At 64.0% G+C, this 16906-nt stretch carries 11 protein-coding genes; 1 reads left to right on the forward strand and 10 read right to left on the reverse strand.

Annotated features, from left to right (window positions below; translation table 11 throughout):
• Nucleotides 1–4 precede the first annotated feature (4 nt).
• A complete protein-coding gene (locus tag ACK4HL_RS02390) occupies nt 5–2764 on the reverse strand; it encodes a [protein-PII] uridylyltransferase (RefSeq protein ID WP_409756370.1) in 2760 nt (919 codons plus the stop codon).
• Nucleotides 2761–5463, reverse strand: a complete 2703-nt coding sequence (gene mutS / locus ACK4HL_RS02395; protein ID WP_409756371.1) for a DNA mismatch repair protein MutS — start codon at nt 5461–5463, stop codon at nt 2761–2763. The genes ACK4HL_RS02390 and mutS overlap by 4 nt, the downstream gene beginning before the upstream one ends.
• A gap of 123 nt (nt 5464–5586) precedes the next feature.
• Between mutS and ACK4HL_RS02400 the strand changes: the two genes are divergently transcribed.
• Nucleotides 5587–7857, forward strand: a complete 2271-nt coding sequence (locus ACK4HL_RS02400; RefSeq protein WP_409756373.1) for an NADP-dependent malic enzyme — start codon at nt 5587–5589, stop codon at nt 7855–7857.
• Here ACK4HL_RS02400 and ACK4HL_RS02405 read toward each other — a convergent pair.
• From ACK4HL_RS02405 to ACK4HL_RS02440, 8 genes are all read right to left on the reverse strand, one after another.
• Nucleotides 7847–8668 carry a GNAT family N-acetyltransferase gene (locus ACK4HL_RS02405; RefSeq protein ID WP_409756560.1) on the reverse strand — a complete coding sequence of 274 codons (822 nt, stop codon included), beginning with the start codon at nt 8666–8668 and terminating at the stop codon, nt 7847–7849. The genes ACK4HL_RS02400 and ACK4HL_RS02405 overlap by 11 nt on opposite strands.
• A gap of 64 nt (nt 8669–8732) precedes the next feature.
• The gene (locus ACK4HL_RS02410; RefSeq protein ID WP_409756375.1) at nt 8733–10604 is read right to left on the reverse strand and encodes an ATP-binding protein; all 1872 of its coding nucleotides are present in this window, start codon (nt 10602–10604) and stop codon (nt 8733–8735) included.
• 72 nt (nt 10605–10676) lie between these two features.
• Nucleotides 10677–12209 carry a YifB family Mg chelatase-like AAA ATPase gene (locus tag ACK4HL_RS02415; protein WP_409756377.1) on the reverse strand — a complete coding sequence of 511 codons (1533 nt, stop codon included), beginning with the start codon at nt 12207–12209 and terminating at the stop codon, nt 10677–10679.
• Between the two features lie 73 nt (nt 12210–12282).
• Nucleotides 12283–13287 (reverse strand): hemolysin family protein, encoded by a 1005-nt coding sequence (locus ACK4HL_RS02420; RefSeq protein ID WP_409756379.1) that lies wholly within the window; start codon nt 13285–13287, stop codon nt 12283–12285.
• Entirely contained in the window at nt 13274–13747 is a 474-nt protein-coding gene (ybeY, locus tag ACK4HL_RS02425; RefSeq protein ID WP_409756381.1) for an rRNA maturation RNase YbeY, read from the reverse strand. Before ybeY ends, ACK4HL_RS02420 begins: the two co-directional genes overlap by 14 nt.
• Nucleotides 13744–14787: a PhoH family protein gene (locus tag ACK4HL_RS02430; RefSeq protein ID WP_409756383.1), complete on the reverse strand. Its 1044-nt coding sequence runs from the start codon at nt 14785–14787 to the stop codon at nt 13744–13746. The genes ybeY and ACK4HL_RS02430 overlap by 4 nt, the downstream gene beginning before the upstream one ends.
• Entirely contained in the window at nt 14771–16126 is a 1356-nt protein-coding gene (gene miaB / locus ACK4HL_RS02435; RefSeq protein ID WP_409756385.1) for a tRNA (N6-isopentenyl adenosine(37)-C2)-methylthiotransferase MiaB, read from the reverse strand. Before miaB ends, ACK4HL_RS02430 begins: the two co-directional genes overlap by 17 nt.
• A gap of 10 nt (nt 16127–16136) precedes the next feature.
• Nucleotides 16137–16904, reverse strand: a complete 768-nt coding sequence (locus ACK4HL_RS02440) for a lysophospholipid acyltransferase family protein (RefSeq protein ID WP_409756561.1) — start codon at nt 16902–16904, stop codon at nt 16137–16139.
• Nucleotides 16905–16906: the final 2 nt, after the last annotated feature.

Consider the following 16906-nt stretch of genomic DNA (forward strand, 5'->3'; position numbering starts at 1 on the left):
GTTTTCAGGCCTTCGCTGCTGGGGGCTGAGGCGGCTTCAAGACATGCCCGAGGGCGTGCTCGATCTGTTTGTGCCGCGTGGCGTTCTCGATCTTGGCGCCGGTGAGATCCGTCACGTAGAAGACGTCGATCGCTTTCTCGCCGAAGGTGGTGACGTGTGCCGAGGCGATGTTGAGGTTGAGCTTGTAGAGCGCCTCGGTGAGATCATAGAGGAGGCCGATCCTGTCGAGCCCGTTGATCTCGATCACCGTGAAACGGTTGGAGGAGTGGTTGTCGATGATGACGCGCGGCTCGACCGTAAAGGCTCTTATGCGTTGCTGGGGCTTGTAGGCGCGCGCCACCGCCTCCTTCAGCCACAGTTCTCCACGCAGCGCTTTGCGAACGAGCTCGGCGATGCGCTCGCCGCGGCGCATCTCGTCTTCTTCGGAGGAGAACTCGCGCTGGATCAGGATGGTGTCGAGCGCCATCCCGTCGGTTGTCGTGAAGATCTGTGCGCCGGCGATGTTGGCACCGGCGGCCGCGCAGGCGCCCGTGATGAGTGCCAGCAACCGCGGGTGGTCGGGCGCATAGATTGTGAGTTCCGTGATGGCGGTGAAGGCATCGGTCTCGATACCGGTGACGACGCTTTTCGGGGGCGCTTCGGAGATCAGCTGGGCGTGCTTCACCTGTTTTGCTGTCGTCGTGCCAAGCCAGTAGGCGTCATAGTGGCGTGCAGCGTACAGTATCTTCTCGTTCTCGCTCCACTTCCTCATGTGTGCGAAGAACGCTGCCTGCGACTCGGCGATCCGATCCTTGCGGGAGACGGCGGTGTGGCCACCTGTCAGCACAGGCTCCGCTTCGGCATAGAGCGTGCGGAGGAGCTGCCCCTTCCAGCCGTTCCATACGCCCGGACCTACGGCACGGATGTCGGCGACTGTGAGGATCACCAGAAGTTTCAGCCTTTCGAGGCTCTGCACCACGGAACAGAAGTCGAGAATGGTCTTGAAGTCGTTGAGGTCACGCATCTGCGCCGTTTCGCTCATCAGCAGATGGTGCCGGATGAGCCAGGCCACGGTCTCGGTTTCGGAGGCAGTGAGCCCCAGCCTGGGGCAGAGTTCAAGAGCGATCCGTTCCCCTGCGACCGAGTGATCCTCCTTCCGTCCCTTGGCGATGTCGTGCAGGAACACGGCGACATAAAGGAGCCGCCTGCTGGTGATGGTCGGGAAAATGGCGGTCGACAGCGGATGGTCTTCGGAGAGATGGCCGCTTTCGATGGCCGAGAGGTGCCCAACCGCGCGAATAAGATGCTCGTCGACCGTATAATGATGGTACATGTTGAACTGCATCATGGCGACGATGCGTCCAAAGGGGGGGATGAAGCGGCCGAGCACGCCTGCCTCGTTCATCATGCGCAGCACGATCGCAGGATCCTGGCTCGTGGTCAGCAACTCAAGGAAAATGGCATTGGCCTCAGGGTCATCGAGTATGCCGCGGATGAGACCGAGCGACTTTCGCAGCTGCTTGATGGCGTCGGGATGAATCTCAGCTCCATGCCGCCCCGCTGCGGCGAAGAGGCGGATCATGTTCACCGGATCCTCTTCAAAAACATCCGGCGCGCACGGAACAACACGGCCGCTTTCGATCCGGAAGGAGGGAGCATCCCGCAGCGTGCCTGAGGTTCTCGTGATCAGCCGACCGAGAACCCTGCCCAGCACCGGCACCTCCTTGACCTGGCGAGCCTCGAGGCTCGCACAGAGGATGCGCGTGAGGTCTCCCACGTCCTTTGCCACGAGGAAATAGTGCTTCATGAAGCGCTCGACATGCTTCAGGCCGCCATGTGCCTTGTACCCCAGACGCTCGGCGATGTCGGACTGACGGTCAAAGCTCAGGCGGTCATTGCCGCGCTTCGATAGAAAATGCAGGTGGCAGCGAACAGCCCACAGGAAGCGCTCGCACTTCTTGAAGGTCGAAAGCTCCTCGCGGGAAAAGGCACCTTTTTTCGCGAGTTCATCAGTGGAGTTGGTGGCGTAGAGATACTTGGCGATCCAGAACAGCGTGTTGAGATCTCGCAGTCCTCCCTTGCCATCCTTCACGTCGGGCTCGACGAGATAGCGGCTTTCGCCCACCTTGAGGTGACGGTGATCTCGCTCGGCGAGCTTGTCGGCGATGAACTCTTTGGCACCCGAGGAGACGATTTCGAGTCGGAAGTCCGCGACCAGCCTCTCGAACAACTTCTCATCTCCGCATATGAAGCGTGCCTCGAGAATGGCGGTGAGTATCGTGTTGTCCGATTTCGCCAGCCTGATGCATTCGTCGATGCTGCGCGTCGCGTGGCCGACCTTCTGGCGGGTGTCCCACAGGCAATAGAGGATGAACTCCACCATGCCCTGCACCCGAGCTGACTGGCGGGCGGGTAACAGGAAGAGGAGGTCGATATCGGAGCCCGGCGCCAGCGTGCCCCGCCCATATCCCCCGACCGCGACCACGGCGATCCGCTCTTCCGCCAGGGCGGCGGGAAAGAGTTCCGAGGTGGCCAGCTCGAACAGGCTGCGGATGATTTCATCCTCCGCTCGGCTGAGAAATTCCGCGCAGCGCGTTCCGTCGCCGTCGGCGATAAGCTGCCGCTCGGCACGCGCATGGGCCTGCTCCAGGCACGCCTTCAGGACCGCGACGACCGCGGGTCGCAGGGTCGATTGCTCCAATCCGCTCCGGGTCCGCGCTGCCGCGAGTTGTTCCCGCAACCCCTCACGGTCGATGGACGATGGCGCGGAGAGTGGCTGCTTCATGCGGTCCCGGCTGCCAGAATAGCCTTCAGTTCATAGACAAGCGCCAACGCCTCCCGTGGCGAGAGCTCATCCGCGTGAACCTCTGCTAATCTCTTTTCCACTGCGTTTTCACGTGGCGGAGGAGGCGGGCAAGCTGCGGCGAAAAGCGGCAGCTCCTCAACAAGACCCGAAACCGGCACCTTGCCGCCCTCGCGCTCGAGCCGCTCCAGAACCTTCCGAGCGCGGCTGATGACGGTAGCGGGAAGGCCGGCGAGCCGGGCCACGTGGATTCCGTAGGAACGGTCGGCGACGCCCGCCACCACCTCGTGCAGGAAGATGATCTCATCCTGCCACTCCCGAACCTTCATCGTCGCATTGGCGAGGTGTGGGAGCTTCGCTCCAAGCTGGGTCAGTTCATGATAATGGGTGGCGAACAGCGTGCGGCACCTGTTTACGCCATGAAGATGCTCGAGCGTCGCCCAGGCGATGGATAGACCATCATAGGTCGCCGTGCCGCGGCCGATTTCGTCGAGGATGACGAAGGAGCGTTCGGTCGCCTGATTCAGGATCGCGGCTGTCTCGACCATCTCCACCATGAAGGTGGAGCGCCCGCGCGCGAGGTCATCGGCAGCCCCGACACGGCTGAACAGACGGTCGACGGCACCGAAATGGGCCTCCGCCGCCGGAACGAAGGAACCCATCTGTGCCATGATCACGATGAGTGCGTTCTGGCGCAGATAGGTGGACTTGCCTGCCATGTTGGGGCCAGTGAGAAGGCAGAGCCGCTTCTCCTCGCCCGAGATCTCGCAGTCATTCGCCACGAAAGAACCCGCGGCCCCCTCCTGGAGCGCTGCCTCGACGACCGGGTGCCGTCCTGCCTTGATGGTGAAACGGGTGGACCCGTCGACGCGCGGCCTGACATAACGGCGCCGCTCGGCCACTTCGGCGAGAGCTGCCGACGCATCGAGCTGTGCGGCCGCGTCCGCGACCCGCGAGAGAAGATCGCGGCGGTTCGTTACTCGGGCAGCAAGGCCAGCAAAGATTTCCTGTTCGAGTGCCAGGGCCCGTTCTCCGGCGGCAGCGATGCGCTGGTCGAGGGAGGAAAGTTCGGCCGTGACGAAGCGAACGGCGCTCGCCACCGTTTGCCGGTGAATGAACGGTTCATCACCTCCGGCCCTTTGCAACGCCGGCGCAGCCGAGACGGGAACCTCGATGAAGTAACCCAGGACGTTGTTGTGCTTTACCTTGAGCGACTTTGCGCCCGTCCGCTCGCAATAGCGGGCCTGCAATCCGGCGATCACGTGGCGCGTCTCGTCCCGTAGTGCGCGGTTTTCGTCAAGTTCGGTCGAATAGCCGGCCCTGATGAAACCGCCGTCGCGCGCGAAGGGCGGCAGCTCTTCGGCAAGCGCGCGGTCGAGGTCCTGCGCGAGGTCCAGATCGCTCCAGCCCAGCGTATCGGCCATGTCGCCCAGACCCTGCGGCAGACCGCCAATTCCGGCGCTTGCGTCGAGCCGCCGGGCAAGGCCCGCCGCCGTGACCAGCGCATCGCGGATCGATGCGAGGTCGCGCGGGCCGCCGCGTCCCACCGCAATGCGCCCCAGCGCGCGCTCGAGGTCGGGCATGGCTGCGAGCCCGCGCCGAACATCCTCGCGAAGTCCCGGATCGTTCACGAAATGCGAGACCTCGTCGAGGCGGCTGGCGATGGCATAGGGGTCGCAGAGCGGATTGGAAAGGCGCGAGGCTATGCAGCGCGACCCCGCGGCTGTGACTGCAAAGTCGATGACGGAAAGAAGGCTGCCGCGCCTTTCTCCGGCCAAGGTCCTCGTGAGCTCCAGATTGGCGCGCGAGGCGGGATCGATCAGCAGAAGGGTTGAGGGGAGTTCGCGCCGCGGCGGACGCAGATGGGGGACACGTCCGGCCTGGGTCACGACAACATAGTCGAGGAGGCCGCCCAGCGCCGAAATCTCGGCACGCGTGAAGCTGCCGAAACCCTCGATGGCTGCCACGTCAAACTGCTGCTTGAGGCGGCGTTCGGCGACTACCGAATCGAAGCGGGCCTGCGAAAGCGGCGTGACCGGAGCCCCCGCCTTCTCGAGCAGCCCGGAGATCGCCGGGTCGGCCAGGAGTGCCTCGGGTGTGATGATCTCTCTTGGCTCGAGGCGGGTGAGATCCGCGGTGAGCCTGCCTTCGGCGGAGCACATCACGGCGAATTCGCCGGAACTGATGTCTGCCCAGGCAAGCGCGATCTCGCCGCCGGCCTTGTGGCGCGAGATGCTTGCCAGGAAATTGTGGCTGCGGGAATCGAGGAGATTGTCCTCGGTCAGCGTTCCGGGTGTGACCAGGCGGACGATGTCGCGCTTGACTACGGCCTTGGAGCCGCGCTTGCGCGCCTCGGCGGGGTCCTCCAGCTGCTCGCAGACGGCAACGCGGTGGCCCAGCCGGATCAGCTTCTGGAGATAGGCGTCGGCGGCGTGCACCGGAACCCCGCACATGGGTATGTCCTGTCCCAGATGCTTGCCGCGCTTGGTCAGGGCAATGCCGAGGGCATTGGCGGCGATCTCGGCGTCCTCGAAGAACAACTCGTAGAAGTCGCCCATTCGGAAGAACAGCAAGCTCCCCGGATTTCCCTGTTTCAGCACCAGGAACTGGGTCATGACGGGGGTGGCACGCTGGAGTGCCTCTTCCCCCGCCTCCTCATCCCTTTGTTCCGTCTCCTTCATGCGCTCTCCATAGCAGGAATCGACCAAAGGGGCACAAGCTGCCTTTTCGCAAGGCTTGAGTGTCGTCCTCGGCCTCTCTAGTCTCCCCCTGGAGCAGGAAGTTGACTTTTCAGGGCTTTGCACATGGATCAGAAACCGCGCCGTCCGACCTTCACCGACGAGGAGGCGCTGCAATTCCATCAGCGCGGCAAGCCCGGCAAGCTCGAGATCACCCCCACCAAGCCCATGGCGACCCAGCGCGACCTCTCGCTCGCCTACAGCCCTGGTGTCGCCGTTCCCGTCCGCCGGATCGCCGAAAAGCCGGAAACCGCCTATGACTACACCGCGAAGGGGAATCTGGTAGCGGTGATCTCGAACGGCACGGCGATCCTCGGGCTGGGAGATCTCGGCGCCTTGGCGTCGAAGCCCGTCATGGAAGGAAAGGCGGTGCTGTTCAAGCGCTTCGCGGACGTCGACTCGATCGATCTCGAGGTCGATACGAAGGACGTCGACCAGTTCATTTCTGCCGTGCGCTACCTCGGCCCCTCCTTCGGGGGCATCAATCTCGAGGACATCAAGGCACCGGACTGCTTCATCATCGAGCAGCGCTTGCGCGAAATGATGGATATTCCGGTCTTTCACGATGATCAGCACGGCACCGCCATCATCGCCACCGCCGGTCTCATCAATGCGCTGCATCTGACCAAGCGTGACCTCAAGACGGCAAAGATCGTTTGCAACGGTGCCGGAGCGGCCGCCATCGCCTGCGTCGAGCTGATCAAGTCGCTCGGTGTTCCGCATTCGAACGTGATCCTCGCCGACTCCAAGGGTGTGGTGTACCAGGGCCGCACGGAGGGCATGAACCAGTGGAAATCGGCCCACGCCGTGGAAACCAAGGCGCGCTCCCTCGCTGATGCGCTGGAAGGTGCCGATGTCTTCTTCGGTCTCTCGGTCGCCGGGGCTCTGACGCCGGACATGGTGAAGAGCATGGCGCCCAACCCCATTATCTTCGCCATGGCCAACCCGGACCCCGAGATTCTTCCGGAGGAGGTCCTGAAAGTGCGGAAGGACGCGATCATGGCGACGGGGCGTTCCGATTATCCGAACCAGATCAATAATGTGCTGGGCTTCCCATACATCTTCCGGGGTGCCCTAGACGTGCGCGCCCGCACCATCAACGATGAAATGAAGATCGCTGCTGCCGAGGCTCTGGCGGGACTGGCGCGCGAAGATGTGCCGGACGAGGTGGCGGCGGCCTATCACGGCTCGCGACCCTTCTTCGGGCGGGACTACCTGATCCCGGTCCCTTTCGACCCGCGCCTGATCTCGACCGTTCCGGTGGCGGTTGCCAAGGCGGCCATGGAGAGCGGTGTCGCCCGCCGCCACATCGCCGATCTTGACGAATATGCCAACGCTCTTTCGGCACGCCTCGATCCTATTGCAGGAACGCTGCAGAGCGTATTCGAAAAGGTGCGTGTGGCACCCAAGCGCGTCGTCTTCGCGGAAGGCGAGGAGGATCGGATGATCCGCGCCGCCAACAGCTTTGCCAGCGCCGGCCTGGGGCGTGCCATTCTCATCGGCCGCGAAACGGAAGTGGATAAGACTCTGGCAAGCAGCGGCCTCGAACTGCACGAGAATGTGGAAGTCCTCAATGCCCGCATTTCGGATCGCAACGTTGATTATGCAAACTTTCTCTATGATCGCCTGCAGCGGAACGGCTTCCTGTTCCGCGATTGCCAGCGCATGGTGAATCTCGACCGCAACGTGTTTGCGGCCTGCATGGTGGCGATGGGTGATGCCGATGCGCTGGTGACGGGTCTCACCCGCAACTTCTCGCTGGCTCTCGACAATGTGCGCCAGGCGATCGACCACCGCCCGGGCCACCGGCCGATCGGCGTTTCCATGGCGCTGGTCCGCGGCCGGACCGTCTTCATCGCCGACACCTCGATTCACGAGCTGCCTTCTGCGGAGGAACTGGCCGATATCGCCCTCGAAGCCGCCGGCGTGGCCCGCCGCTTCGGCTATGAGCCGCGGGTGGCTTTCCTGTCCTACTCCACCTTTGGCTATCCGCGTGGCGAGCGCGCGGAATATGTGAGGAACGCGGTGGCGGTTCTCGACCGGCGACACGTGGACTTCGAGTATGACGGGGAAATGGCGGCCGACGTCGCGCTCTCTCGCGAGGCGATGGCGCTTTATCCGTTCTGCCGGCTCACGGGGCCTGCCAACGTCCTGGTCATGCCGGCGGCGCATTCCGCCTCGATCTCCACCAAGATGTTGCAACAGCTCGGCGGCGTCACCGTGGTCGGGCCGTTGCTCACCGGGCTCGACCGCCCGGTGCAGATTGCGTCGATGTCGGCGACAGCCTCCGAGATTCTCAACCTCGCGGCCATCGCCGCCTATGACATCAACCGCTAGGCTGCCCGAAACGGGCGAAATAACGGGCGTTGATCGCTGACACCGGGAGGACGATGAGTACGTCGATGGTGTTGAACTGCTCGTCGACGACCGCCCCTTCGCCGATGTAGCAGCCGAGCCGGAGATAGCCCTTGATGAGCGGCGGCAGGTCCTTCAGGGCATGGCGCTGGTCGAGTTCATCGACGGCTGCAAGCCGGTTCATCTCGGTATAGCGCTGCGGTAGCGCCCGGACCCTCCATTCCTCTGGAGCAGCCGCATGGCGCGCCAGGAAGGTGAGGGCGAGGGCATGCTCTTCCGGATCGGTTCCCTCGAGGCTCGCGCAACCCAGCATGACGTGCATGTCGTGGGCACGCACATAATCCCAAATGCCTTGCCACAGGAGCTCGACGACAGGCTTCGTGCGAAACGGTTTCAGCACGCAGGAGCGGCCGAGTTCGAGAAAGCGGAGCTGCGGATGCGCCCGGATCAGGGGCCGAATGTCGAACTCGCTCTCGCTGTAGAAACCGCCATGTGCCTCGGCTACGTCCTGGCGTAGGAGGCGGTAGGTACCGACGAGTTCGCCATCGTCCAGCACAATGGCCTCGGGGCCCTGAGCAGCCGATGGCTGGATGACCACCAGGTGATCGCAGATCGCATCGAAACGGTCACTGTCGATGTGCCGCTCGGCCGAATCGCCCTGTGCCGTGGCGCCGAGTTCCTCATAGAAGACCCTGTAGCGCAGGCGCTGGCAGGCCTCGATCTCCGAGGCTCCGCTGGCCTGACGCAGGATCAGGTTCCCCCGTTCAGCGCGAATGTCGGTCCTGTGTGGCAGCGTTGTTCACTCCTTTTCCGGTCTTTGCCACAGACCGCACCAGGATGAAAGTTCCCACCCCGGCTCAGGCGGCTGACTGTCGTGCGGCCACCAACCGGGCGATCGCCTCGTCGAGGTCGCGGGCGTCGAAGGGCTTCGAGAGGTGTCCGTCCATTCCTGCCGCCAGGCATTCCGCAATGTCCTCTCGCTGGGCATTTGCCGTGAGGGCCAGGATCGGAACGCGGGGTGCCTCAGTCCCGACCTCGGCGTCCCGGATGCGCCGCGTGGTTTCCAGCCCATCCAGCATCGGCATTTCGACGTCCATGATGATGAGGTCCGGCTTCATGCCGCCTGCGAGGAGGTCCAGCACTTGCTGGCCGTTGATCACATGGGTGACGACGTAGCCGGTACGCTCGAGCATGGTTTGCGCCAGGAGCGCGTTGACCGGATTGTCTTCCGCCAAGATGACCGAAATGGAAGAAGGCTGGCGCTGATGCTTGAGCAGCGCCCGCAAGTCTTGCACGGCCGAGGAGATCAAGCCATCGTCGCGCCGTGTCATCAGCCGCAGCAGTGACTGCCGCCTGAAGGGCTTCAGCAGATAGCCGGAGTAGGGAGGCGCTAGAAGCGCGCTGAACTGGCGGCGCTCTTCCGTCCGCATCAGCACGTATATCCGCTGCGGGGCTTGTTCTCCCAGCCTGCTCCTCACGGATTGCGCGGTTTCGCAATCGCAAAGGATGCCGCCGGTGAGGCATGCGCCAAGCTCAATCGAGGCTTCCCCCGGCGCCGGGTCGAGCCAGGACACCCGGGCGCCGTGCTCTTCGAGTGTCCGGCTGAGATGCTCTGTCGTGAGTCCGCGCGCCGCTGCTATCAGGTAGTCGCGGCCTTCGAGCGGCCTCTGAATCGCAGGGGGATCGTCAGCAGCCAAGGGAAGCGTCACCTCGAATACGGAGCCCTTTCCCACTGCCGACCGAACCACGATTTCCCCGCCCATCGCCTTCACGAGTTTGCGCGAGATCGCCAGTCCGAGGCCGGTGCCACCGAAGAGCCTCCGCGTGTCGTCGTTCGCCTGCGTGAACTCCTCGAAGATCCTGTCCTGTTCCTCCTGGCGGATTCCGATTCCCGTATCCCTTACCGCGAGCCTGAGACGGCCGTCGCCGGTCTTCTCGGCTTCGATGGCCACCCCCCCTTCAGCCGTGAACTTGATGGCGTTTCCGGATAGATTGAACAGAACCTGGCGGAGGCGCTTCTCGTCGCCGAGAATCTGCTCAGGCAGGTCTCGGGAAACGAAGCAGGAGATTTCAAGACCCTTCGCATGGGCACGCGGCGCCAGGAGCTCGGTGACGGATTCGATCAGCGCTGGAAGATCGAAGGGCTCGGAGGCCACGGCAAGATCGCCGCGCTCCGCCTTCGAGCTGTCGAGCAGTTCGTCGACGATCGACAGCAGGGCCCGCGCCGACGCCTCCGCCGTCTTGGCGTAGTTGCGCTGCTCGGGGGACAGCGGGGTCTCGAGCAGAAGACCGACCATCCCGATGATGCCATTCATCGGCGTGCGGATCTCGTGGCTGGTGATGGCGAGGAAGCGCGAGGTGGCGATGCGCGAGGCTTCTGCCTTCATGCGCGCTTCCTGCAGCGCCGTGACTGCGGTCGCGACGACGGCAAGACGGTTCCTGTTGCTGCGCCGGATGGCGAGCCCCAGGAGGAAGATCAGGAGTGCGAAGAGGCCGATGACCATGGGCTTGAGGCCGGCCGAAACTTCCTCAGGAGAAGAAAAGAGGAGCCAGGCCGCGCCGCCGAGGAGAACCCCGATCGCAGCGCTGAAGACCAGCGGCGGGTAACCAGCGCGACCCAGATCAGCAAGCGCCCGGATCACGCCCTGGTCCTGCGCCAGTTCGTGGGCGGGCAGGGACGTCTCGCGTGGGTCGGCGGCGCGCTCGATCGATGGCATGGGGAATCCCATGCCACAGCGGAATTTCCAAAGCCTTACAGGCACCGGACAGGGTAAACGCTTCATGAAGCGCGGAACCATCCATCAGGCGGCCGTCTGGAAGGCCGCCAGTTTCTGGCGGTAGCTCAGGGCCTCCGCTACGTGGATGCGCGAAACCTCCTCCCTCCGGTCAAGGTCGGCAAGGGTGCGCGCCACGCGCAGTACACGGTGATAGCCGCGGGCAGAGAGATTCATCGCATCGGCAGCCTCGCTCAGAAGCTTGAGGCCGGCGGGGTCCGGCGTCGCGATGTCCTCGAGCAAGGCGCCATCCGCTTGGGCATTGGTGCGAAGCTCCGGTTTTCCGATGTTCACGAAGCGCTGCACCTGGATCTGCCTGGCGGCGAACACCCGCGCGGCAACGTCGCTGCTGGTCTCCTTAGGGGGCGGCAAGGTCAGTTCGGAGGCCTTCACGGCGCGCAGTTCGATCTGGATGTCCATGCGGTCAATAAGGGGGCCGGAAAGCCTCGCCTGGTAGTCGGCAGCACAGCGCGGCCCATTGCGGCACACGTGGCCGGGCTCGCCGGCCATTCCGCATTTGCAGGGATTCATGGCGGCGATCAGCTGGAAGCGCGCCGGATAGGTAACATGGTAATTGGCTCGGGCTACGACCGTCTCTCCCGTCTCCATCGGCTGTCTCAGGGATTCGAGTACGCGCGGCTGAAACTCGGGAAACTCATCGAGAAACAGCACGCCGTGGTGAGCAAGGGCCATTTCCCCAGGCTTGGCCCGCAAGCCACCCCCGACGAGGGCAGGCATGCTGGCGGAGTGATGCGGCGCCCGGAACGGCCTCCTGCGCGAGACCTGGCCACCCGAAAGCTCGCCGGCGAGCGAGGCGATCATGCTCACATCCAGCATCTCGCGCGAGTCCATCGGCGGCAGGATCGACGGCATGCGCTGTGCCAGCATCGACTTGCCCGCACCCGGTGGGCCCACCATCAGCATGTGGTGGCCGCCTGCAGCCGCTACCTCGATCGCACGCTTGGCCATTTCCTGGCCCTTGATGTCCTTCAGGTCCGGGAGCTGCTCAGCCTGGCGCGAGATCGCCGGCTTGGGCCGCGTGAGCACCTGCGTGCCCTTCACGTGATTGATGAGCTGGATGAGATTTTCGGGTGCCAGTATGTCGGCGTCCTCTCCCGCCCACGCCGCCTCCGGTCCTGAGACTTTGGGACAGATGAGGCCCATGTCCCTTGCATTGGCGGCGATCGCCGCCGGCAGCACGCCCGAAACACCGAGGATTGCCCCGTCGAGCGCCAATTCGCCCATTGCCACATAACGAGTGAGGAAGTCCTGCGGAATGATGCCGAGGCCGGAGAGCACCGCAAGTGTGATCGGCAGGTCATAATGGCTGCCCTCCTTGGGGAGATCTGCCGGGGAGAGGTTAACGATCAGGCGTTTGCCCGGCAGCGCCAGTCCGATTGCGTGAAGGGCTGCCCGCACCCGTTCACGGCTTTCTGCCACCGCCTTGTCACCGAGGCCGACGACGTTGAACTGCACGAGGCCGGAGAGAAACTGGGCCTGTACGTCCACCGGAACTGCATCAATGCCCTGAAACGCCACTGTGGCAGAACGAGATGTCATGGCCCACCCGAAGTTGCAGGCATGACTTAGCAGCTGTCCTCCCCAGGGTCAAGAACGAAGCAGGAACGTTAATCTAGGATGCATCCCCGGGTCCGGCAAATTCGCCGCTTCGCGCCTCCGCATTCCGTGCATTGATCCGTACGCGCTTTACACGGCGGGGGTCCGAGTCGAGAATCTCGAATTCGAGCCCGCTGTCGTGGCGGATGATCTCTCCCCGCGTCGGCACCCGTCCTGCGATCTTGAAGATCAGTCCGGCGAGAGTGTCGGCCTCCTCCTCTTCATCCTCCGGAAGCAGGTCTACCCCGAGAAGCTCTTCGAGCGCCGACAGGTCCACGCGCCCGTCGGCGGCGTAGATTTTCTCTTCAACCGGCTTGATTTCAAGGTTCTCCTCGGTGTCGTGCTCGTCCGAAATGTCGCCGACGATCACTTCGACGAGATCCTCGATCGAGACGAGACCTTCCGTCCCGCCATATTCGTCGATGACGATCGCCAGGTGGGTATGGCTCGCCTGCATGCGCACGAGGAGATCGGTCGCGGGCATGGAGGGCGGTACGAAGAGGACGTCGCGGCTGAGGCCGGCCTCTTTGACAGGCGTTGAGAGTTCCGAGGCCGCGATACTCAGCCCGGCGGGAGACTTGCGCTCCGGATTGGCGCTCTTGCGCTTCTTGGCCCCGCGCTGAGCCATCCAGCGCAGCAAATCCTTGACGTGAATCATCCCGGTGACGCCGTCGAGCGTTTCGCGGTAGACCGGCATGCGCGAGTGATTGGCATCGATGAACTTCTCGAGCAGCTCCCGCATCGTGTCCGCCTCGTCAATGGCGACGATGTCGACGCGCGGCACCATGACGTCATCCACGCGCAGGCTCGAGAACTCGATGATGTTGAGCATCATCGACTTGGCTTCCTGCCCCACCGTCTCTCCGGGGTTCAGCGCCTCATGGCTCTCGATGGCTCCCGCCAGGCTCTCGCGCAGCCCCACATCGCGGCTGCGGCTGAAGCGGCTCCGGAGCCGCTGCCAGAGGCTTTCCCGGCCGCTTTCGGGCGCTGCCGCGCTGCCGGTCTCGTCAGTCTCGTTCATAGGGGTCGGGAATGCCCAGTCCCTTCAAAATGCCGGTTTCGAGGCGCTCCATGTCCAGGGCCTCCTGTTCGTCTTCATGGTCGTAGCCGAGCAGATGCAAAACGCCATGGACAATAAGATGCGATGTATGCGCGTGCAACGTCTTGCCTTGCTCCCGCGCTTCCCGGGCGATCACCCCATGCGCCAGCACGATATCGCCCAATGGGCGGCGCTCGCCTGCCGGCACCGGCATGTCCGGCGCAGAAGGAAAGGACAGCACGTTCGTGGCACCTGCCTTGCCCCGCCACTCCGCATTGAGTTCTGCAACTGCGGAATCGCTCGTGAACAAAAGCGCGACCTCCCCCTCCCCCAGCGCCTTTCCGGCACCTGCAAGAGCCGCTGCGGCGGCCCTGAGCGCGAGATCTTCAAGGCCCAACAGCTCCCGCCAGGACTCGTCCTCGACCTCAATCGTCACGGTCATTTCTTCTGCTTGGGCGCCTTCTTGTCATAGGCCGCTACGATGCGGCCAACCAGCGCGTGGCGCACGATGTCGGCATTGCTGAAGCCGACGGACCCCACGCCCTGGACGCCCTTCAGCACCGACACCGCATCGGAAAGGCCCGAGGTCACGCCGGGAGGAAGGTCGACCTGGGTGGGATCGCCCGTCACCACCATGCGGCTTCCCTCGCCGAGACGGGTAAGAAACATCTTCATCTGCTGAGGCGTGGTGTTCTGCGCCTCGTCGAGAATGATGAACGCCGAGGACAGCGTGCGCCCGCGCATGAAGGCGAGCGGCGCGATCTCGATCTGGTTCTCCGCGATACCCTTGGCGACGAGGCTCGCCGGCATCATGTCGTAGAGAGCGTCGTAGAGCGGACGGAGATAGGGATCGACTTTCTCCTTCATGTCCCCGGGCAGGAAACCCAGCCGCTCGCCGGCCTCGACGGCCGGCCGCGACAGCACGATCCTGTCCACCTCGCCGTTCATCAGCGCCTCGGCGGCGCAGGCCACCGCCAGATAGGTCTTGCCTGTGCCGGCGGGACCGATGCCGAAGACAAGCTCGTTGCGCCGGATCGCCTCGATATAGGCGCCCTGGGTCGGTGTGCGGGCCATGACCAGCTTGCGGCGCGTGCGGATAGCCCCGCCGGGAATGTTCGTCTCCTGCGCCTCGCGCATACGGATCGCGCCCTCGACTTCACCCTTGGTGATGTCGAGCCCGCGGCGCGCCCGGTTGTAGAGCGCCATCAGGACGTCGCGCGCCGCGTTCCGCCCGCTTTCGCCGCCGCGTACCGCCAGGCGGTTGCCGCGTGGCGTGATGTCGACGTCGAGGCGATGCTCAAGGATGGCGAGGTTCTCGTCATGCTCGCCGCAGAGCAGGGACAAGAGGCGATTGTCGTCGAAGGAAAGGGTGAGGATTTCCGATTCTTCATGCCGGGAGCCGGTCTTGGGGCTGCCGAGCTGGGCCGCAGTGACGGGCGGATTCAAGGGAATCGATTCTCCGTGTTTACGCTGCACGGGCATAATGGCCCGAAAGACTGTTGGTTCCAACCCCCGTTATGTGGGTATCCACGATCTGTCCGATAAGGGTTTTTTCAGCCTGGATGTGGACCGGCTGGAGATAGGGCGATCGGCCGACGATCTGTCCCGGGAGGCGGCCCGGCTTCTCGAGGAGGACGGGAAGGGTCTTGCCCACCAGAGCTGCGTTGAAAGCCGTCTGCTGCTCATGGATCAGGGCCTGGAGAATTTGGAGACGGGCCGATTTCTCCGGCTCAGGGACCTGGTTCTCGTGGCCCGCGGCCGGCGTGCCGGGACGCGGCGAATATTTGAACGAGAATGCGCTGGCATAGCCGAGCTCGCGGACCAGTGCGAGCGTCGCCTCGAAGTCCGTCGCGGTCTCACCGGGAAAGCCGACGATGAAATCGCCGGACAGGGCAATGTCGGGCCTCGCCGCCCTGATCCTTCCCACCACTCGGGCATAGTCCTCGGCCGTATGGCCCCGGTTCATGGCTTTCAGGACAGCGTCGCTGCCGGACTGCACGGGCAGATGCAGATACGGCATCAGCTTCGGATTCTCCGCATGGGCGGCGATCAGATCTTCCGTCATGTCGCGGGGGTGGCTGGTGGTGTAGCGAAGCCGTTCGATACCCTCGATCCGTGACAGTTCGGCGACGAGCCCGGCGAGGCCCGTGTCGCGGCCCCGCCGGTCCGTTCCGTGATAGGCATTGACGTTCTGGCCGAGCAGGGTGAATTCCTTCACCCCTTGCATGGCCATCTTCCGGGCTTCGGCGAGCACCTGCTCCACCGGCCGCGAAAACTCTGCGCCACGCGTATAGGGCACGACGCAGAAAGTGCAGAATTTGTCGCAACCCTCCTGGATCGTCAGGAATGCGGCGACGCCCTTGCCGGGCGATGTGTTCGCGCGGCGAAGCTCTCCGAACTTGTCTTCAGCCGGAAACTCTGTCTCGACCACGGCCTTTTCGCCGGCCGCCTTCCGCGCCAGGAGCTGCGGCAGGCGGTGGTAGGTCTGGGGGCCGAAGACGAGGTCTACGGCGGGCGCGCGCCTCACGATCTCCTCGCCCTCGGCCTGTGCCACGCAGCCGGCCACGGCGATCAGCATCTCGCTTCCCTGCTCGGCCCGGGCCCGCTTCATCTTCCGGATCTTTCCGAGCTCGGAATAGACCTTCTCCGCAGCCTTCTCACGGATATGGCAGGTGTTGAGGATGACCAGATCGGCCTCCTCGGGGCTCGCCGCTTCGGCATAGCCCAACGGGCTCAGAACGTCGCGCATGCGGGCGCTGTCATAGACGTTCATCTGGCATCCATAGGTCTTGACGAAGACCTTCTTTGTCGGGCGTTCCATGGCGAGGCCTCTAGCGGATTTTGCCCGGATCGTGAAGCGCCAGGGAGAGACCCCGGCGCACCTCCTCCTCGGCATGGCGGGCCAGCGCCTTGCGGTTCAGCTCGCCGCTGAGCGAGAGCGGCGCATGGCAGATCACCGCCACTTCAATGGGTCCAGCCGCCAGCGCACCGATCAAATGGGGCGCCAGCTCCATGTCGCCATACCAGGCGTAGGAGGGCATGATCCTCCTGTTCATGGGCAGGTTCCTGTGGCCGCGATAGGCGAGCGTCACCGGCTGCACCAGCACGCCCTCTGTCTCGGCCGCACCGAAGAAGGAGCTCTTGAACGGCAGCACGCGGCGTCCGTCATTTGAGGTGCCTTCCGGGAACAGCACGAGGATGTCACCGGACTTGAGGCGCTCCTGCATCTCCTCCCGCGAGTTGCCGGTGGCGTGGCGGCGGTCCCGGTCGACGAAGACCGTCCGCTGCAACCGGGCCAGGGTGCCGAAGAAGGGCCAGCCGTTCACCTCGCGCTTTGCCACGAAGGACACGGGTGCCAGCGCGCTCAGCACCAGGATATCCAGCCAGCTCACATGGTTGCTGACGATGAGGAGCGGCCCTTTCTCCGGAGGTCTCCCGACGATCTCGAGCCTCACGCCGAGGAGGCGGCAGACGAGCCGGTGATAGTGCATCGGGAATAACCTGGCCATGCGCGGCCAGACCCAGAGAAAGAATTGCTGAAGGGGCATCAGCGGCACGGTGACCGCTGCGAAGAGCGCCAGCACCAACCAGGGCCTCACTC

Source organism: Aestuariivirga sp. (genome assembly GCF_046294715.1).
In the GTDB taxonomy this organism is placed as follows: Bacteria; Pseudomonadota; Alphaproteobacteria; order Rhizobiales; family Aestuariivirgaceae; genus Aestuariivirga.